This window comes from Nocardia brevicatena NBRC 12119, from assembly GCF_000308495.1.
Taxonomy (GTDB): domain Bacteria; phylum Actinomycetota; class Actinomycetes; order Mycobacteriales; family Mycobacteriaceae; genus Nocardia; species Nocardia brevicatena.
Map to the genome: position 1 here is coordinate 1 of NZ_BAFU01000052.1, position 17,748 is coordinate 17,748.

At 67.7% G+C, this 17,748-nt stretch carries 18 protein-coding genes and 4 pseudogenes; 8 read left to right on the plus strand and 14 right to left on the minus strand.

Features of this window, described 5'->3' with window-relative positions; genetic code table 11:
• The 5 genes and pseudogenes from ON20_RS11480 to ON20_RS11500 all read right to left on the minus strand — a co-directional run.
• A pseudogene (locus tag ON20_RS11480) lies at positions 1-319 on the minus strand (nucleoside triphosphate hydrolase); the annotation flags it as partial.
• Positions 304-1,095 carry an enoyl-CoA hydratase/isomerase family protein gene (locus ON20_RS11485; RefSeq protein ID WP_051162275.1) on the minus strand — a complete coding sequence of 264 codons (792 nt, stop codon included), beginning with the start codon at positions 1,093-1,095 and terminating at the stop codon, positions 304-306. The pseudogene ON20_RS11480 and the gene ON20_RS11485, both read right to left, overlap by 16 nt.
• Before the next feature lie 78 nt (positions 1,096-1,173).
• Positions 1,174-1,944 carry an SDR family NAD(P)-dependent oxidoreductase gene (locus ON20_RS11490; protein ID WP_040835319.1) on the minus strand — a complete coding sequence of 257 codons (771 nt, stop codon included), beginning with the start codon at positions 1,942-1,944 and terminating at the stop codon, positions 1,174-1,176.
• A gap of 152 nt (positions 1,945-2,096) precedes the next feature.
• Complete coding sequence (locus tag ON20_RS11495; protein ID WP_040835192.1) at positions 2,097-3,008, minus strand: LLM class F420-dependent oxidoreductase; 912 nt, start codon at positions 3,006-3,008, stop codon at positions 2,097-2,099.
• A gap of 138 nt (positions 3,009-3,146) precedes the next feature.
• Positions 3,147-3,596 (minus strand): SRPBCC family protein, encoded by a 450-nt coding sequence (locus ON20_RS11500; RefSeq protein WP_040835193.1) that lies wholly within the window; start codon positions 3,594-3,596, stop codon positions 3,147-3,149.
• Positions 3,597-3,729: 133 nt separating this feature from the next.
• On the opposite strand from ON20_RS11500, the gene ON20_RS11505 reads away from it, so the two are divergent.
• From ON20_RS11505 to ON20_RS11515, 3 genes are all read left to right on the plus strand, one after another.
• A complete protein-coding gene (locus tag ON20_RS11505) occupies positions 3,730-4,068 on the plus strand; it encodes an MmcQ/YjbR family DNA-binding protein (protein WP_040835194.1) in 339 nt (112 codons plus the stop codon).
• A gap of 67 nt (positions 4,069-4,135) precedes the next feature.
• On the plus strand, positions 4,136-5,530 hold the full coding sequence (locus ON20_RS11510; protein ID WP_040835195.1) for an ATP-binding protein: 1,395 nt from the start codon (positions 4,136-4,138) through the stop codon (positions 5,528-5,530).
• A gap of 20 nt (positions 5,531-5,550) precedes the next feature.
• Positions 5,551-7,506, plus strand: a complete 1,956-nt coding sequence (locus tag ON20_RS11515; protein ID WP_040835197.1) for a vWA domain-containing protein — start codon at positions 5,551-5,553, stop codon at positions 7,504-7,506.
• An 87-nt stretch (positions 7,507-7,593) separates the two neighbouring features.
• Here the strand turns inward: ON20_RS11515 and ON20_RS11520 are convergent.
• A pseudogene (locus ON20_RS11520) lies at positions 7,594-7,869 on the minus strand (PadR family transcriptional regulator); the annotation flags it as partial.
• Here ON20_RS11520 and ON20_RS11525 point away from each other — a divergent pair.
• Positions 7,766-8,243, plus strand: a pseudogene (locus ON20_RS11525) (peptide deformylase). The pseudogenes ON20_RS11520 and ON20_RS11525 overlap by 104 nt on opposite strands.
• Positions 8,244-8,355: 112 nt before the next feature.
• On the opposite strand, the gene ON20_RS11530 reads toward ON20_RS11525, so the two are convergent.
• The 3 genes and pseudogenes from ON20_RS11530 to ON20_RS36305 form a co-directional block, all read right to left on the minus strand.
• The gene (locus ON20_RS11530) at positions 8,356-9,150 is read right to left on the minus strand and encodes a thioesterase family protein (protein ID WP_040835199.1); all 795 of its coding nucleotides are present in this window, start codon (positions 9,148-9,150) and stop codon (positions 8,356-8,358) included.
• Between the two features lie 597 nt (positions 9,151-9,747).
• Positions 9,748-10,035, minus strand: coding sequence for a hypothetical protein (locus ON20_RS38765; RefSeq protein ID WP_040835202.1), 288 nt, complete (start codon positions 10,033-10,035; stop codon positions 9,748-9,750).
• 60 nt (positions 10,036-10,095) lie between these two features.
• Positions 10,096-10,195 (minus strand): annotated as a pseudogene (locus ON20_RS36305) (SDR family mycofactocin-dependent oxidoreductase); the annotation flags it as partial.
• On the opposite strand from ON20_RS36305, the gene ON20_RS40525 reads away from it, so the two are divergent.
• Together ON20_RS40525 and ON20_RS11545 are read left to right on the plus strand one after the other, a co-directional pair.
• A complete protein-coding gene (locus ON20_RS40525) occupies positions 10,180-10,593 on the plus strand; it encodes a sigma factor-like helix-turn-helix DNA-binding protein (protein ID WP_083864852.1) in 414 nt (137 codons plus the stop codon). The pseudogene ON20_RS36305 and the gene ON20_RS40525 sit on opposite strands and share 16 nt — an antisense overlap.
• 94 nt (positions 10,594-10,687) lie before the next feature.
• Positions 10,688-12,385, plus strand: coding sequence for a cutinase family protein (locus ON20_RS11545; RefSeq protein ID WP_040835203.1), 1,698 nt, complete (start codon positions 10,688-10,690; stop codon positions 12,383-12,385).
• A 62-nt stretch (positions 12,386-12,447) separates the two neighbouring features.
• Here the strand turns inward: ON20_RS11545 and ON20_RS11550 are convergent, their stop codons facing one another.
• A complete protein-coding gene (locus ON20_RS11550; RefSeq protein ID WP_040835204.1) occupies positions 12,448-13,158 on the minus strand; it encodes a 3'(2'),5'-bisphosphate nucleotidase CysQ in 711 nt (236 codons plus the stop codon).
• Positions 13,159-13,581: 423 nt separating this feature from the next.
• Here ON20_RS11550 and ON20_RS37910 point away from each other — a divergent pair, with 423 nt between their 5' ends.
• Positions 13,582-14,001 (plus strand): hypothetical protein, encoded by a 420-nt coding sequence (locus tag ON20_RS37910; RefSeq protein WP_040835205.1) that lies wholly within the window; start codon positions 13,582-13,584, stop codon positions 13,999-14,001.
• A 129-nt stretch (positions 14,002-14,130) separates the two neighbouring features.
• Here ON20_RS37910 and ON20_RS34345 read toward each other — a convergent pair whose 3' ends face one another.
• Both ON20_RS34345 and ON20_RS11560 read right to left on the minus strand, forming a co-directional pair.
• Complete coding sequence (locus ON20_RS34345) at positions 14,131-14,277, minus strand: DUF1059 domain-containing protein (protein WP_083864853.1); 147 nt, start codon at positions 14,275-14,277, stop codon at positions 14,131-14,133.
• Positions 14,278-14,639: 362 nt separating this feature from the next.
• The gene (locus tag ON20_RS11560; RefSeq protein ID WP_040835206.1) at positions 14,640-15,578 is read right to left on the minus strand and encodes a GlxA family transcriptional regulator; all 939 of its coding nucleotides are present in this window, start codon (positions 15,576-15,578) and stop codon (positions 14,640-14,642) included.
• Positions 15,579-15,795: 217 nt separating this feature from the next.
• On the opposite strand from ON20_RS11560, the gene ON20_RS11565 reads away from it, so the two are divergent.
• Positions 15,796-16,212, plus strand: a complete 417-nt coding sequence (locus ON20_RS11565) for a DUF6010 family protein (RefSeq protein ID WP_051162211.1) — start codon at positions 15,796-15,798, stop codon at positions 16,210-16,212.
• A 22-nt stretch (positions 16,213-16,234) separates the two neighbouring features.
• On the opposite strand, the gene ON20_RS11570 is transcribed toward ON20_RS11565, so the two are convergent.
• Positions 16,235-16,834, minus strand: coding sequence for a metallophosphoesterase (locus ON20_RS11570; protein ID WP_040835207.1), 600 nt, complete (start codon positions 16,832-16,834; stop codon positions 16,235-16,237).
• On the minus strand, positions 16,831-17,535 hold the full coding sequence (locus ON20_RS11575) for a nucleotidyltransferase domain-containing protein (protein WP_040835327.1): 705 nt from the start codon (positions 17,533-17,535) through the stop codon (positions 16,831-16,833). The genes ON20_RS11570 and ON20_RS11575 overlap by 4 nt, the downstream gene beginning before the upstream one ends.
• Positions 17,536-17,748 lie beyond the last annotated feature (213 nt).

Here is a 17,748-nt window from a genome sequence, read left to right on the forward strand (position 1 = left end):
TATCGCGCAGCCGTTCCAGTCGGGTCAGGAAGTCGTCGACGTCGAATGTGTCCGGCTGCCCCTTACAAGCGAGCGCGCCCCGACGCTCGAGCTCCCGGGTACGCAGATGGAAGCCGTCCATCGGGGCGACCTGCGCGACCGGGCCGATCGCCGCGACCAGTTCCGCGGCCAGCGACGATTTACCAGCCCCCGGCGGACCGGTGATTCCGAGCAGATAGCGGCGGTCGATATCCGCCGATGACAGGGCATACGACACGAGTTCGGTCGGTGAAATCCTGCCACTGTCGCCGCTTCGCTCGTCGGTCAGAGCGGCCCCCACTGGGGGGAGGTTCCGTCCCGGAAGGCGGCGAAGGAGGCACCGAGTTCGCCGGTCGCGCTGCACATCACCTGTGTGCGGTTCTCGATGTCGAGGGCGTGCCGCAGACTCGGGGAGTCGACGGTCTGCCACATGGTCTCCTTCGTCATCCACACCGCGAGCGGGGAATGCCGTGCGATCTCCTGGGCCTTGGCCACCGCCCGGGCGAGCAGGTCGTCGACGTCGACGACCTCGAGGACCAGCCCGATGCGGGCGGCTTCCTCGGCGTCGAAAACGCGGCCGGTCAACATGAGCTCCGCCGCCCGGGAGCCTCCCACCAGGCGCGGCAGGTGGTAGCTGGTACCCATATCGCAGGCGGAGATGCCGTGCCGGATGAACACCGCGCCGAAGGTGGCCGTCGGGCTCGCGTAGCGGATATCGCAGGCCAAGGCCAAGGCGAACCCGCCGCCCACGGCGGCACCGTTGACCGCGGCGATCACCGGCTGCCGGAGTCGATGGATCTTCTCGAAGGCCGACGCCATCAGCTCCTGCGAGGCCAGTGTCCGGGCCACAGGGGTCCGGACACTGCCCAGCAGCGCGGCGGTCGGTGTGGCGTCGGTTGCGGTGAAGTCCTCGGGGGTCGCTCTGAGGTCGGCGCCGGCGCAGAAACCGGCCCCGGCGCCGGTGAGGACGATCGCGCGTACCTCGGGCCTACCGTTGAGTTCGTCCAGCACGGTGTGCAGTTCGGCGACGGTCTGCGAGTCGAGCGCGTTGCGCCGATGCGGACGGTCCAGGGTCATTACGACGACGCCGGAGGGCAGATACTCGATGGACACGGCGGACACGGCTATTCCTTTCCGAGGCGGGTGACGGACGGATCAGTGGGCGACGATGCCACCGTCGACCAGGAACGTCTGCCCGGTGATGTAACTGCCCGCGTCCGAGCACAGCAGCAGCGCGGTACCGACCATCTCCTCGGGTTTCGCGATCCGGCGCAGCAGCGTCTGCTCGGCCATCGCCGCGATGAACTCCGGTGGATTCTTACGCACCATATCGGTGTCCACCGGGCCGGGAGCCATCGCATTGACGCGGATGCCGTCATCGGCATATTCGGCGGCCATGGAGCGGGTGAACGACACCAACGCGGCCTTACCGGCCGCGTACAGGGAGAGGGCGGGAGCGAATTGGAACGCGGCCGCCGAGGCGAAGTTCAGGACGGCCGCGTGTTCGCTGACCCGCAGATACGGCAGGGCGGCCTGCACCAGGAACAGCGGCCCCCGCACATTGACCCCGAACGATTTGTCGAATGCCTCGGGAGTCATCTTGCCCAACCGCTGCGCGAGCGCGTTGGCCGCGTTGTTGACCACGATATCGATACCGCCGAACCGGTCCACGGTGGTGTCGACCAGCGTCTGGAGCTCTTCGACTCGGCCGAGGTGGGTCGGCACGCCGAGGGCGTCGGCGCCCAACCCCCGTAGACGCGCCTCGGTCTCGTCACAGGATTCGGGATCGCGACCGGCCACCACGACCTTCGCCCCCGCGCTCGCGAATGCTTCCGCGAGCGTCGACCCGATCCCGCGGGTACCCCCGGTGATGATCGCGGACCGTCCGCTCAGGTCGAACAACTTCTGTAGCGCGCTTTTGTCCACGCCGATCAACCTCTCGTTTCGCGGGTCCGCGTCGACCCGGTCGAAGGTCCCGTCCGGCTCGGGCCGGCGGAACCCGCGTAAGTACATCGCGAACCACGACCGCTGCCCAGTTGTACCAGCAGCGTCGGCGTTCGGCCTGTCGAGCGGCTATTTCACGACTTCAGACCGATGAGCAGTTCCCGGGTGCGGGTCGCCGCCCCGCCGCCGCCGAACACCGCCCCGACGAATTCGGTGGCGCCCGCGTCGAAGAGATCCCGAATACGCGCGGCCACCTGTTCCTCCGAACCGACGATCGCCAGATCCGCGGGGCCGTCCACTCCCTCCCGGTCCATCATTGCCCGATACGAGGGCAGCGTCCCGTAGACCGCGAAGGTCTCGGCGGCCTTCTCCCGCGCCCCGTCGAGGTCATCGGTGACCAGCACCGGAAGCGAACACACCACCCGTGGGGCGGGACGATTCGCCTCGGCGGCGGCCGCGGTGATCGTCGGCGCGATATGGTCGCGGATGGTGGCCGGGCCGGTCATCCACAGGACGGTGCCGTCGGTGCGCCGGCCGGCCAGTTTCAACAGCTGTGGGCCCAGCGCCGCCACGAGCACCGGGACGCGGTCTTCGTTTCCCACGGTGAGCGCCAGGTTGGCGCTGACGCTCTCGCCCGAATACGACACCTGCTCACCCTCGAGCAACGGGACGAGAACCGACAGATACTCCTTCATATGGCGGGCCGGGCGCGTGAAGTCGTAGCCGAACATGTTCTCGATGACGATTTGGTGCGACAGCCCGATACCGAGCGAGAGCCGGCCGGGGCCGACCGCGAGCGCGGTGGTGCGCGCCTGTTGGGCGAGGGCGCCAGGATGGCGGGGATAGGTGGGGACCACGGAGGTGCCGAGCTCGATACCCGGCACCTGGCTGCCGGCGACGGCGAGCGCGGTGAGGGCGTCGGCGCCGAATATATGCGACAGCCAGGCCGAATCGAAGCCCTCGTCGGCGGTGCGCCGCAGTTCGTCGGCCAGCCGGCGCAGGCCGTCGGGGCCGGAGGGTTCGTTGAGCATGATGCCGATTCGCACGGCGGAGCTCCTAACGTCGGTGGCGGGACACCATGATCTTGTCGAGTGCCGAGCCTACGCGCGGCGGGGTGTCCGCCTCACGCACTCGGCGCAACCACGGCGTGGTCGAGCCGGTATGCGGGAATCGGATCGGATACGTCAGCGGCGGCGCCGGAAGGCGACGAACGCCGCCAGCAGACCGGCGGCCGCCGGCATGAGCTTCTGGTTGCCGCCGATCCCCGTGGCCTGGAACAGGTCGATCGGCTCGGGCGGGGGGGCGGGGGGGCGTGGGCACGTCGGGGCGGGCTCGTCTGCGGCAGGAGTGTCGGCGGCACTCGCGGTCGGGTCCGGAGCGGACCGCTGGGCCGAGGTCGAGATCTCGTCGGCGACATCGGCGGCGAACCGGTCGATGAGGGTGGTCGCGACATCGGCGAGCGCGCTGCGGCCGAACTGCGCCGGTTTCACCATGGTCCTTCCGTGGAAATCGTCGCCCTCTCGCGGAGTGATGACGGCGCCCGGTACGCACGGAGCGATTCGCTCCAGATCGAGCAGGACGGGCCAGGCATCGCCGGCGGGGAGGGGAACGGTGAAGGTGTTTTCCAGTTTCACGTGCGGTCCTCAACGGTGCTCACGCCTGCCGGCCGGGCGACCGCCCCGGCGCGCCGCGATCAGCGCGGCCACCGGCGCGGATGTTCCGGGGAGCGGTTCGGATATGTCGGTGGCGCATGCGAGGATTCGCCGTATGAGTGCCACCGGGGACGATGCTCGCGCCTATGCCCTGTCCTTGCCGGAGACGACCGAACAGTTCAGCTGGGGAATGCCGACGTTCCGGGTGACGGGCAGGCTGTTCCTGACGCTCCCGGAGGACGAGACCTCGATGGCGGTCCGTTGCCCGATCGTGGACCGCGATGAACTGGTCGTCGCCGAACCGCACAAATTCTGGATCGCCTCCCACGAGTCCGCCAACGCCTGGGTTCGGGTGCGGCTGGCCGCGCTCGACGACCGCGACGAACTGGAGGCGATCGTCTTCGACTCATGGCGGCAGGCCGCGCCGCAGCAGCTGCTCGAGGACGTCGGATGACCGGTGTGTGTGTCCACCGAGTTACTTCTTGTCGACGAGATCGCCGGATCGTCGTAGCGTCGATGGGGTGATTGCTCCGGAACACCTGCCCGCCACCGCGGGCGAGTTGCGTGCGGCGGGGTATCTGCCGCGTGACGTGAAGACCGAGATTCGGGAGAATCTGCTGGCTCGGCTCGGAGCGGGTGAGGACCCGTGGCCCGGTATCGTCGGCTTCGGTCGGACCGTCCTGCCGCAGTTGGAACGCGCCCTCCTCGCGGGCCACGACGTCGTACTACTGGGCGAACGCGGCCAGGGTAAAACCCGGTTGCTGCGTACCCTGGTGGGCTTGCTCGACGAGTGGACTCCCGTGATCGCGACCACCGAGCTGGGTGAACATCCGCTGGCCCCCATCAGCCCCGCCGGTATTCGGTTGGCCGCGGAAATGGGCGACGATCTGCCCGTCGCCTGGCGGCACCGTTCCGAACGCTACGCCGAGAAACTCGCCACCCCGGACACCTCCGTCGGTGACCTCATCGGCGACGTCGACCCGGTCAAGGTGGCCGAGGGCCGCAGCCTCGGTGACCCGGAAACCATCCACTTCGGCCTGGTCCCGCGCGCCCACCGCGGCATTGTCGCCGTCAACGAGCTGCCCGACCTGGCCGAGCGCATCCAGGTGGCGTTGCTCAATGTGATGGAGGAACGCGATATCCAGGTCCGCGGCTACACGCTGCGTCTGCCCCTGGACGTCCTGCTGGTCGCCACCGCCAACCCCGAGGACTACACCAACCGCGGCCGGATCATCACCCCGCTCAAGGACCGGTTCGGCGCCGAGATCCGCACCCACTACCCGCTCACCGTCGAGGCCGAGATGGTGCTGGTCCGGCAGGAGGCCGAACTGGTGGCGGAGGTGGGTGACCCGCTGATCGAGGTGCTCGCCCGGTTCGTGCGGCATCTACGCGACTCGGACGCGATCGACCAGCGTTCCGGCGTGTCGGCCCGATTCGCGGTCGCCGCCGCGGAGACCGTCGCCGCCGCCGCGCGCCGCCGCTCCGCGGTCACCGGGGAACGCCCCGCCGTCGCCCGCCCCATCGATCTGGAATCCGTGGCCCCGGTATTGCGCGGCAAACTGGAGTTCGAGCACGGCGAGGAGGGGCGGGAACAGGAACATCTCGTGCACCTGCTGCGGCGGTCGTTCTCCGAGACCGCGCGGGAGCGCCTCGGCGGTCTGAACCTGCGGCCGCTGGCGGATGCGGTCGGCAACGGCAACCTGGTCGCCACCGGCGAACGGGTGACCGGTGAGGAAGTGCTGTCCGCGCTGCCGGAACTGCCGGTACTGCACGAGGTCGCGGCCCGCCTCGGAGTGGACGCCGCCGATCCGCCCGCCCGGATCGCCTCCGCCGTAGAATTCGCCCTCGAGTCCCTGTATCTGGCACGTCAGATCGCCAAGGATTCCGATGGCGGTTCCGCGGTGTACGGAAAATAGGCACCCGACCGGAAGATTCGATGACATCGCCCGACCGCTACTCCTACGGCCCCTACCACGACGGGCCCGATCCGTTGGCACCCCCGCTCGACCTGCGGGAGGCGCTGGACCATATCGGGTGCGATGTAATGGAGGGCAGCTCCCCCCATACCGCGCTGCAGGAACTGCTGCGGCGTGGTACGAGTTCGGTGCGCGGACTGGAGGATCTGACCCGCCGGCTGTGGCAGCGGCGCGCGGAGATCTCCCGTCGGCACCGATTGGACGGCACCCTGCAACAGGTTCGGGAACTGCTGGACCAAGCCCTGGATGCTGAGCGCCGGGCCCTGTTCCCGGATCCCGGCGACGACGCCCGATTCGCCGAGGCGCGGCTGGACGCCCTGCCGTCGAGTACGGCCGCCGCCATCAACGAACTCGCCGACTACGCGTGGCGCTCCGAAACCGGGCGGGAGAACTATCAGAAGATTCGCGACCTGCTCGGCCGCGAACTCCTGGACTCCCGCTTCCAGGGTATGAAACAGGCCCTGCAGAACACCTCCCCGGAGGACGTGGAGCGGATCCGACAGATGATGTCGGATCTGAACGAACTCCTCGCCGCGCATGCCCGGGGAGAGGATACCGACCAGCGCTTCGCCGATTTCATGGCCGAACACGGCGAATTCTTCCCGGAGAACCCGCGCGACATCGAGGAGTTGATCGACGCGCTCGCCGCCCGAGCCGCCGCCGCGCAGCGCATGATGAACTCGATGACCGCCGAACAGCAGGCGGAACTGTCCCAGCTGATCGGCCAGGCCTTCGGTGATTCGCGGATCGCGGAGCAGGTCGCCGCACTGGACGCCAACCTGCAGGCACTGCGGCCCGGTGAGGACTGGTCTTCCTCGCGCCGGTTCCGGGGCGAGGATCCGCTGGGTCTCGGCGAAGGTGCCCAAGCCCTCCAGGATCTCGCCGAACTGGACGCGCTCGCCGAACAGCTCGCCCAGTCCTATCCGGGTGCCACCATGGAGGACATCGATCTGGAGGCCCTGGGCCGCCACCTCGGTGACGAGGCGCGCGTGGACGCGGCCAGGCTGGCCGAGTTGGAACGGGAGCTACGCCGCCAGGGTCTGTTCGAACGCGCACCTGATGGCTCGCTTCGTTTGACCCCCAAGGCGTTACGCCGCCTCGGCGAGGTGGCGCTGCGGGATATCGTCGGGCGGTTGCGCGCCCGTCGCGGGCAACGGGAATCCGCCCGCGCCGGCGCGTCCGGCGAGCCGACCGGCGCCACCCGCCCCTGGCGGTTCGGTGATACGGAGCCGTGGGATGTGTCGAGAACCATCCGCAATGCGGTGCTGCGGTCGGCGTCGGCGGGCAGTCGCCGTGTCACCCTGGACGTTTCCGATGTCGAGGTGATGGAGACCGAACAGCGTTCCCGGGCGGCCTTGGCGCTGTGCGTGGACACCTCGTGGTCGATGGTGCAGGACGGCCGCTGGGTCCCGATGAAACGCACCGCTCTCGCCCTGCATCACCTCATCAGCACCCGCTACCGCACCGACGAGTTGAGCGTGATCACCTTCGGTCGGCTCGCCAAAACGGTCGATATCGGCGAACTGACGGCCCTGGACGCTGTCTGGGAACAGGGCACCAATCTGCACCACGCCCTGCTGCTGGCCGCGCAACATCTGCGCCGGCATCCCGACGCGGTGCCCGTCGTACTCGTCGTTACCGACGGCCAGCCCACGGCCCACCTGGAACCGAACGGCGAATCCTACTTCGACTGGCCTCCCCACCCACATACCTTGGGCGTGACCATGGCCCAGGTCGACGCCTTGGCCAAACTCGGCGCGTCCGTCACGGTGTTCATGCTCGGTGAGGATTCCGGGCTGGCCGCCTTCATGGACCTGATCGCCCGCCGCAGCGGAGGTCGTGTCGTGGCACCCGATGTGGACGGTCTCGGGGCCGCTGTGGTCAGCGACTATCTGCGCGGCCGACGCGGTCGCTGATCGTTCGTGCGAAGGGACGTACCGTCTCTCAGCGGTCGACGCCGGGATGGGAACCACTGACCTTCCGGGGCGGTAGGACGTCAGCGGTCAGCGCGTTTCGAGTTTGTCGATATCTGCGAGGACCTTCCTGTGCCAGTCGATTTCGGCTCGAATACGCACCTTGGCGTGCGCGACGATCAGGTCGTCGGCGACGCTCTGATCGGGCCGGCGTCGGTCGAGTTGGTGGGCGAATTGCTGTTCGCGGGCCACCAGGACAGCGATCCGGTCTTCGATACAGCCGCGTAGGAGTTCGCGGTCGAGATCGGCGCTCATGGCGAGTGCGAGGTCGATCGGGTCCGGTCTGAGCTCGAACTCTGTGAACGCCCTGATCGACGGGGACCGTCGGTACCGGGGGCACGTCATCAACCCGGTGATCGAGACCTCATCACTACCCGAGCCGATCCCGACGATCTCGAGGGGTGCCTGTCGGTTCCCGGCGAGCGCTATCCCACCGGCCGGGCGGAATGGGCGTGGGTGAGCGGCGTGGACAGCTCGGGAGCCCTTTTCCTGTCGAAGGCACCGGCTATCTCGCCCGCTGTCTGCAACATGAGACCGACCACCTCGCCGGACACCTTTACCTCGATCGCTTGATCGGCCGCAACCACCGCCGCGCCCGCAAGGTGATCAAGCAGCGGGGATGGACCGAGCGGGGCAACAGGGGGTTACCCGGCGTGGACCGCGACCCTTTCGGTTGGTGAGAGTGCTCCACGGGAGACGTCGCTCGCCATCCATGACCGGGGGCTGCCACTCGTGGGTGAGCGAGATCTTCACGGTCTGTCGACAGGGCCGCCGATTTCGGCTGTTTCGATCTCAGGGCCCGAACACGGTGGCGAAATCGATCTGCCGTAGGGGATTGGATAGGGAAGTGACCACGCAGGTGCCGACCGCGCTGTCGCGGTCGTAGAGGGTGGCGGTACCGATCGAGATACCGTTCGCGGCGATTGTGCTGTCGGCCCGCAGGCCGAGTTCGTATCCGAGTGGGAGCCGCGCCAGGGTGAGGGTCATATCGGTGTTGATGTAGCCGGCGCCGCAGGATCCCCAGTGACAGACGAGATTGGTGGTATCGCCGAGGAATGCGGCGCGTTGGAACGGAGTGAGCGGTTCGCCTTCGATAAGCGGGGGCAGACTGTGCCAGAAGATCTTGCGGTCGGCGTTCTGGTTCGTGACGAAGTCGCGGCTCCACTCCCGATCGCCGCTTTTGAACAGCGGTGGCGAACCGTCCGGCGAAACACACCCTCGCGGGGGCATGGGCAGAACCGGTGCGGGCTTCCATACCTGCCCCGGTGGGACCACCCCGGTGGTCAGAAAGACTGTCGTGGCCCGGACTCGGATCTGCTCGTTCTGCACGATGGAAGCGTCGGCGACCGTCATCCGCGAGCCTCGGCGGACCACCTCGCTGTGCACCCGCAGCGGCTTGTTGGCCACGGGCCGGAACAGGTCCACGGTCATCCGCGTCGGGATGAACCCTGTGGGACAGTGGGTTTCGAGCTGCCGGGCCAGCAGTCCACAGACGGCGTGGCCGCCCAACTGGTTCGATGCCCACTGGCTCACCGCGAGTTCTTCCGCCACGAGGAGCTCCCCGTATTTGGTGAAGAAACTGACCATCGCCGTCGTTTCCCTTCGGGAGCAACTGGGTCGAATCCGGTGCAGTGCAACACCTTATATGTTCGGTGCGGGGAATTCCGGCGGAGCATCCAGGTGGAATTCCCGGTGGGCGGCCCGAACTGCGGTGGGGGACCGAGTCGCTCGGTGTGTCCACCGTCTCGACAACGCGGGCCTCACGATCGCGATGGGCCGTCCATGATGAGCGGGCAGCGGGGAGGAGCCTGTGGTGGCCTCCCCGCGTATTAGAGGATATTCTCTAATTGATTGTGGAGACAGTTCTCCAGTACACGGCGTTCGTCGAGGCGTTATGACCAGAAGGAGTGGCCACCATGGCCGTACTCGGTATCCATACGCGCACGCTGCCGGTCTCCGGTGAAGAGATCGGCAGGCTCATCGATGGCCTTGCCGGCCGAGAGGACCGGCTCTGGCCCGGCGATCGGTGGCCGCCCATGCGGCTCGACCGCCCGCTCGAGGTGGGCGCGAGCGGGGGTCACGGACCTATCCGCTATACGGTCGAGGCCTATGAACCCGGCCGATGGGTGCGGTTCCGATCCACATCCGGCTCCCGCTCGATCGCACCCGGATCCAGATCGCCTATCACCAGGCGGGCGCCTTCCCGCAGGAAGCACGGGCGATGGTGAGTCCGATACCCTGGGCGCCGCCGGTGATCACGGCGACTCTGTCGGCGAGCAGTGCCATATCGATATCCTTTCCGGATGTCCACGGCCCGGCGGGCCGTGCCCGTACTTCGACTCGACCCGCCGGCGGCGACCCGTATCGGGCGGCGCCCAGATCGACCGAGACACTGGTCGCAGTGACGAACCGGGATTCGTCGCTCGCCGGCCGGCACACGGCGTCGGCGATATCCTCCGGCTGGGCGATCACCTCCGGTAGCAGGAGTGTTCGTATTCGCCGGCAGTTGGTTCGTCTCCGCGGCGCGGGTCAGGGAGGCGCCCTCGGCCGCCTGGCGGACCGCGTGGGCGCGTCCCTGACCGCGCGCCGCTCCGGTGATGAAAGCCACCTTGTCGGTTGGTCGACCGCTCACATGCACTACTCCTATCAGTTCGGACACGTCCGACCATTGGGGGTCGAGACCGGCCCGAGTGCACCGGGCCGCCCGCTCGCGGCGGTGAGGGCGGCCCTTCCGTCGTAAGAGTTACGGTCTCCGGCCCTGGACCAGGTAGGGCGCCTGCCGGCGTCTCGCGCGAGCGCATTCGTCAGATCGAGGCCAAAGCCATGGCGAAACTCCGCAAGCCCGCGGGGATGCGGCCTCTGACCGAGCTGCTCACCTGGGCCATCGGCGCGGCGCGCCCGGGGCGAGGTCCGCGAATCGATGACCGTGTCCACGTAGTGGCCGCACGTTCCGGAGTTGCGTTCCCAACGCGCATCGACCGTTGGCGGCGACCGTTACCTTGTGGAGATCGACACAGCCGGGCCCCGTAACGATCCTCGACCCGCGCGCGACGTCCTTGGTGACATATGGCCCGTCGGGGGGCCTGTCCGTCCACTTGTCGGTTCATGGAATGGGATAAAGGACATGGCTCTTCGCGAGTTCATCGCGCGGCATCGCATCGCCTCGGCTGTCGCCGCGCCGGCCGTGCTGGGACTGGCGGCGGTGGTCGCCGCCTCATGGGCGTTGACATCCCCGCAACATATCGAGGACACACGGCTGCGGGCCTCCGTGACGGAGTGCCACGATATGGTGACCATCTCGGTGGCCGGTCGCAACGACACCCCGCGTGAGGGGACGACGAAGATGCTGGTCGGGGCCAACGGTGAACTGCTGCCCGCCGCGCTGGCGGGTGATCACAACAGCGAGTGGGTCGACCCGGTGGTCAATGCGCCCGCCGATGATGTCGAGCCGGGCTCCTACGCCGCCGTCTACATCGCGTATCCGGCGAACATGGCCACCTACGAGGACGCCGTCACCACCGGTGTCGCGAATACGCAGCAGGTGATGCGGGAGATCGCGCAGGCGTGCCCGGACACCAAGTTCTCGATTGTCGGCTACAGCGAAGGCGCCGACGTCGTACGGCGTGTGGCGATGAACGTCGGACACCAGGAGCCCGGCGCGGACGGATACGGGATCGTGGACCCGGCCGATGTCCTCGGTGTCGTTATCCTCGCCGACCCGGGTCGCTCGGCGGGCGACGGCCCGTTCCCCGGCGCGCAGAACCCGTACGGCAACCCCGACGGCTTCGACCGGCAGTATCAGAACGGCGCGGCACCGGTCTCGGGTCGAGGCGCGCTGCCGGGCACCAGCGGCGGGTTCGGTGCGCTGGACGGCAAGGTCGCATCGTTCTGCTCCGAGGGCGACCTCACCTGCGCCGCGCCGGAGAACATCTCCCTGCTGCAGTTGGCGGTGAATGTGGGCCGGCAGCTGAATGTCGACACGCTCGAACGGGATGGGCTCACACCGGCGACAGGACATGACGTCGCCGTGGTCCTCGGCCGTATCGCGTTGACGGCCTTCACCGATATCCGGTCGCAGCCGAACTGGATGAGCAGCGACGAGACCTTCCTCGAGGTGCTGCTGCGGGTGTCGGACCCGGCCTACCAACCGGGCCGGCCGACGACGGAACCGGAGCCGGCGGAGTCGATCTCGACCGAACAACTGTCGCCGCTGGCATATCTGCCGCAGAAGGTGCTCAACGAGATCATCGGTCTCATCGTGACGAATCAGAACACGATCCCGGTGGTCATGAGCGACCCGTACAAGCTCACCCTCGGGCCGAACCACACCGGTCACCACTTCGACTACTGGCAGGACGCCGACCCCGGCAACGGAAAGCCGCTGACCTCTGCCGAATACGCGGCCGCCTGGCTCACCCATCTGGCGAAACAGGCCCAGGCGGGGGAACCCGTCGACACCCGCGCCGAGCCCGAAGCGGAGGACTTCGCCGACGCCTATCGGGCGGTGGCGGCCACCTCGACGGCACCGACGAGCGAACCGACCGTGTCACCGACGACGACCGGCGCCGCCCCTACCACGACCGAGGCCGGCAGCGCGCCGACGTCGACATCCGTATCCTCTACCGAGGCTCCCGGCACGTCGACCACCTCCGAGCCGGTGGCTTCGTCTTCGGCGGCGGCTCCCACCGAGATCGCCGCGACCACCCGGCCTTCCACCACGGCGGCTCCGACAAGTGCACCCTCGACCACCGAACCACCTGCGACGACAACGGAATCCGTTGCGCCGACCCCCACCGGTACGAGCACCGGAACACCGAACTGAGTGCTCGTCGTCTCCGTATCCGCCGGTGCCCTTCGGATACGGAGACGGCGATGCCTCCCGCGCTATTCGGACAGTGCCTTCAGCACCTGCTCCGCGAGTTCGGGTCGGCAGATCAGCAGATCGGGTAGATACGGGTCGGGTCGGTTGTAGCGCAGCGGTGTTCCGTCGAGGCGGGAGACATGTAGCCCCGCGGCGGCCGCGACCGCGACCGGCGCGCAGGAGTCCCATTCGTATTGACCCCCGGAATGCGCGTAGACGTCCGCGATCCCGCGCACGACGGCCATGGCCTTCGCACCGGCCGACCCCATGGGGACCGGGGTGGCCGACAGACGCGATACCAGCCGCTGCACTTCGAAGGAGGGGCGGCTACGTGACAGCGCCATCCGGATGACGCCGGGCGCCGTCGGCGCGAGCGTCGGCGGCGCTCCGGTGTGCAGCACGATTCCCGCGGCGGGTAGGGCGACCGCGCCGGCCACGGGCTCTCCGTCCACGGCGAGTGCCACATGGACCGCCCAGTCCTCGCGCGGTGGTTCCCCGTATTCGCGGGTGCCGTCCAACGGGTCGATGATCCACACCCGGGAGTGTCCGGTGCGCGCCGTATTGTCCGGCGACTCCTCCGACAGCACGGCGTCATCGGGTCGCTCCCGTCGCAGCCGGTCGAGGAGGAAGCCGTTGGATCGCTGGTCGCCGGCCCGGCCGCCGAGTTCGCGGATACCGAGCAGCAGCTCGCCCGCTTCCGCTGCCAAGGTGGCGGCGAGTGTGTGGTCGTCCATGTGATACCGATCCTTCCGCTGGGCGGGATGCCCGTTTTCGTATACCACGGGACGTTCGCCCGGCCTGCAACCGCGTCACCACAGAGTGCCCGCGCGAGGACACGGCTCCGATGCTTCACATCGCCTCCGACCGCTCGATCTGCCGATGTGGGCAGAGCTGTCCGACCCGCGCTCAGCCGGAAGACGAGGGAGTGTGGTGGGGATTGGGGCACCAATGGTGTCGGTAATCCGTGGCGAGATCGACGTAGGCGAGTCCGCGGTCTTCCCGCCACGGGCCCTCCCATATGCCGACGATGTGACGGCAGTCCATGCCGCCGGGGAACACGAGGTGAGAGGCCATAAGGAGGCTCGGAGAGTGTGTTCAGCGAACGAAACCGGCTTCGAAGACCCCCGTGGGGAGCGAGTGCCGCCGCGCAAGAGGAGGTGGGAATCGGTGCGCCATCCGGGGGCGGCACCTGGAGACCTGTTCCCGTCATATGCGCGCCGAACGCGCAGCATGCGGTTCATGTCGACGGTGCGGTCGACAGCGGCGGCAAGGAAATCGCTTTCATTTCCGGAAGCCATCTCCGAAAGGCGTATTCGCTGGACGCGTCTGCTGGATTCATCGTAGAGGCGGGCCAGGACGCTCGGGTCATCCGCCGGCGGGACCCGGGTATCGCCCGCGGAGCGCGCTGTCGCGGGAAGGTCGTGGCCCCCGGCGGAGGCGGGATCGCCCAGCGCGGCCCTGACCTGGTGCCCGCCGTGCTCGTCGCTGCCCGGGTCCGTGCGCGCCACACCGGTTACGTCCCCCGAGATGCCGTCCAATTCGTCGTGAAGGTGAGCACCGGCCCGTCGAGAGAGTAGAGCTCGACCAGGTCGTCCGGAGTTGCCGCAGCAGGTAATCCAGGGAAATTCTCACCACGGGCTGCCCCGATCAAGACGCCTGTGGAATGAGAGCGCGGATCTCATACCGTCCGCGCTCTCGGTGGGCCATCAGTAGGCCATGAACAGGATTTCGTCTCGGCTGTAGTCGTGTCCCGGATGGTTTTCGGTAAGGTGCCGGCGCACCTTGGCCACCAGATCGTCCTCGTCCGTCCCGACGATATGTTCCCCGCAGGGGCAGGTCAGTCTGGTCTTCATCTATCGTCCTTTCCGGTCCGCCGCGCGGGTGAGTCCGGGCCGTGGTCTCGAGCTCTTCGGCGGCGAGGGTCTCGCACCGGTTCGTACCGGGCCTCAGCAGAATATCCGCAGTGCGGCCACAGTACCGGTGTGTGGCGCGGGATAAGCGGTATCGCGGTGAATCGTGAGCGCCGGTACTCGCTGGGGCGGATATGCTTGTGTGTGGTGCGGCGACAGTGCGGTACTTCCTCGGTGCCCCGGCCGGGTTGGGTAGCGTGGTCGGATATGGCCCCGTGTGCAGGGTTCCCCGATTCCGTGTGCGCAACGCCGGGTCGGCGGCACCTTTCGTACGCCTTCGGAAGCGCCGGCACGAGACTGTCGGATCAGCGGAACGCGCGACGGTAGCTGTGCGGACTGATTCCGGTGGTGCGTTTGAACCTGTCGCGGAAGGCGGTGGGTGAACCGAATCCGACTTGGGCGGCAATGCGTTCCACGGTGTGGTCGGTGGTTTCCAGCAGATGCTGGGCCCGGCGGATGCGGGCGCTGTGCACCCACTGTAGGGGGGTGGTGCCCATCTGCTCCCGGAAGCGTCGAATCAGGGTCCGGGGACTCACTCCGGCGCGGGCGGCGATGGTGGCGATGGTGAGGTCCTGGGAGAGGTTGTCCTGCAACCAGGTGATGACGGGTTCCAATGTTGAGCCGCGCGGAGCAGGGGGGTACGGCTGCACGATGAACTGCGCCTGCCCGCCTTCGCGTTCGAGGGGCATGACCGAGAGACGGGCGGCCTCGGCGGCTACGGCCGATCCGTAATCGCGACGGATCATATGCAGACACAGGTCCAGTCCGGCGGCGGCGCCGGCGGAGGTGAGAATCCGGCCCTCGTCGACGTAGAGGACGTTGGGATCGACATCGATCTCCGGGTAGGCCGCCGCCAGAAGATCCGCGGCGGCCCAATGTGTGGTCGCCCGTTTGTTGTCCAGCAGACCCGTGGCGGCCAGCGGGAACGCGCCGGAGCAGATGGACGCAATACGTGTGCCGGCCGCGGCGGCGGCCCGTACCGCCTCGCGTACCGCGACCGGGAGGGCGGCCATGGGCTCCGTGGTGCCGGGAACGACGATCGTGTCCGCGCCGTCCAGGCCGTCCAGTCCCCACGGGGCGTGCAGGGTGAACGCCCCCGCGTCGACCTGCCGGTTTTCGGCGCAGATCCGGACCCCATAGCCGGAGCGGCCATCGGGTAGCCGCGTTCGGCCGAACACCTCGATCGGGGTGGACAGATCGAAGGGGATTACCCGGTCCAGGGCGAGAACGGCCACGGTGTGCATGGCTTGAACGTACCTGATGAGCGGGATACGGCCACCGATTCACAACAGGTCATTTGGTCCTTACTCACGATCGCCGCAGTTCGACGGGCCGATATCAGATGGCGTTTTTTAGTTGGTGTCTGTCAAAAATGCCACTGGGAACCACTTGGTCGGAGGAATAGCTTCTAGACGTTCTGTTCCAAACCCTGAGGTTCCACCGCTTTGGAGGCCACTCACCATGACCTATATCGCGCCGTTACTGGTCGGCGCCCTTTACGTCCTGCTGAACTCCGCCATCCGCGATCCCCGCACCCGTCGCCATTTCAACGCGGTCATGGTCGCCGGGGCGGGTGCCGCCTACCTCAGCGGCGGTGGGTTCGGAGTGTGGGAGATCCTGGGCACCGCCGCCATCACCTACTGCGCCTACCGTGGACTAGAATCCTGGACCTGGATCGGTGTCGCCTGGCTGCTCCACACCGCCTGGGACCTGGTGCATCATCTCAAAGGCAATCCCATCCTCCCCTTCGCGCACGATTCGGCCCTCGGCTGCGCGATCTGCGATCCCGTCATAGCCCTGTGGTGCCTGTGCGGCGGGCCGGCGCTGATCGGCCGCCGCATGAACGAGAGCCGGATCCCGGAGCCGCAACAACTCTGACGACGACCGGACCCGAATTCGTTCACACCGGCGGATTCGATTCGAGCAGCACCTGCACCCGGTCCGCGGCCACCGGGCGCAGGCCGTGCGCATCCAGGCCCACATGGATCTGTCGATCCCGGACACATGTCGAACTGTGGGTGTGCCCGTGTAACAGCGTCCGGTGGGCGTTGTCACCGGTGGCCGGGAGCCGCCACTCCTCGAAACGGTTCTCCGAGGTATGGTCGCCATCCGGATCACCGGCATAGGGAAAGTGGGACAGCAGAACCCGCTCGCCGTCGAGTCGATGCATAGCGGACTGCTGCACCGACTCGAACACCAACAGGTAGATACGCTGCCAGATATGCGCGCGGCTGCGCATCGGGTGACACGAATCGTGATTGCCGGCCACGAGGTGTTTCGTGCCGGGGCGTCGCGAGACCCACTCCAGGGCGGCGAGTTCCGCGCGTTCCCCGCCCACGGAGATATCACCGAGAACCCACACCGCATCGTCGGGACCGACCACATCGTCCCAATACGTGGCCAGCGCGGCGTCGTGTTCGGCCGGAGTGTCGAAGCCACGGAGGCCGGCGACGAGCCGGTGACCGATATGTAGGTCGGATGTGTACCAGGTGGTGCTCATTCGGCCTCCGGCTCGAGGTGGGCGCGGCGCACGCGCTGGAGGTAGTCCTCGAGCGGTGCTTCGTTCGGCGACGCCGGCAGTGCGGTGACCGCGGTGTCGAACTTGGTCTCGTACTCGGCGATCAGCCGGCGCGCGGCATGCGCGTCGGGGTCGTCGCGGATCCGGCGGCCGAACGCGTGGTATCGGTCCGGATCGGGGAGACGGACCGGTAGGACGCCGGTCGTGTACAGCTGGTAGCCCTGCCACAGCAGACGCATGGTGTGGCGAGCGTGCTTCTCCCGCCGCGCTGCCGGATATCCCGGAGAGTGGCCATGGGACACCAGGCGCCGGAATTGGCCGGTGGCGTAGCCGAAGAACGCGTCGCGCACCCGGGCCGCCGACAGGAAGTATCCGCGGAGCCCGATCAATTCCCGGCCGGAGTCGGTTGCCGCGGTGTAGGTGTCGAGCCACAGGATCTCCGTGGCCGTCGGATTGCACGACAGCAGCAGCGACATCGCTTTGCCGATCTCGTGATAGGTGGCGTCGGCGCCGTCTCGGCCCTGCCTGGTCGCGCGTGCCCGAGAGGAAGGGTGCAGGCCGAGGAGGTTGCGGGTCGGCTCCACGTAAATACCGGCGTAGTCGATATCGCTGGTCGGACCGGCCAGGCCGTAGGCGGTGGAGCCGACCACGCCCTCCAGCAGAAGGGGTCTCCCGATGGTCATATCGCGGTCCTCCTCGTCCCTGTCGCGATGCACGGGAGTGGACACGCCCACGGGTCTCGGCGGTCCACTACGGTATCTCGGGTGACCGCGCACGAGAAAGTTCGCCGATTTCCCCACGCGGAGCACGAAATACATCATGATCGTTGCGGGTACTCCGGCACCAACGAATATTTCTACTATGACCAGGGCATATGGCAGCGGACAAACTTTTTC

Bases quoted from the DNA above. Each gene is read 5' to 3' on its own strand.
- ON20_RS11515 (WP_040835197.1), top strand. From the start codon at position 5,551: ATGACATCGCCCGACCGCTACTCCTACGGCCCCTACCACGACGGGCCC.
- ON20_RS34345 (WP_083864853.1), bottom strand. From the start codon at position 14,277: ATGAAGACCAGACTGACCTGCCCCTGCGGGGAACATATCGTCGGGACG.
- ON20_RS11485 (WP_051162275.1), bottom strand. From the start codon at position 1,095: ATGACCCTGGACCGTCCGCATCGGCGCAACGCGCTCGACTCGCAGACC.
- ON20_RS11560 (WP_040835206.1), bottom strand. From the start codon at position 15,578: ATGCACACCGTGGCCGTTCTCGCCCTGGACCGGGTAATCCCCTTCGAT.
- ON20_RS11505 (WP_040835194.1), top strand. From the start codon at position 3,730: ATGAGTGCCACCGGGGACGATGCTCGCGCCTATGCCCTGTCCTTGCCG.
- ON20_RS11575 (WP_040835327.1), bottom strand. From the start codon at position 17,535: ATGACCATCGGGAGACCCCTTCTGCTGGAGGGCGTGGTCGGCTCCACC.
- ON20_RS11530 (WP_040835199.1), bottom strand. From the start codon at position 9,150: ATGGTCAGTTTCTTCACCAAATACGGGGAGCTCCTCGTGGCGGAAGAA.
- ON20_RS11570 (WP_040835207.1), bottom strand. From the start codon at position 16,834: ATGAGCACCACCTGGTACACATCCGACCTACATATCGGTCACCGGCTC.
- ON20_RS11545 (WP_040835203.1), top strand. From the start codon at position 10,688: ATGGCTCTTCGCGAGTTCATCGCGCGGCATCGCATCGCCTCGGCTGTC.
- ON20_RS11565 (WP_051162211.1), top strand. From the start codon at position 15,796: ATGACCTATATCGCGCCGTTACTGGTCGGCGCCCTTTACGTCCTGCTG.
- ON20_RS11550 (WP_040835204.1), bottom strand. From the start codon at position 13,158: ATGGACGACCACACACTCGCCGCCACCTTGGCAGCGGAAGCGGGCGAG.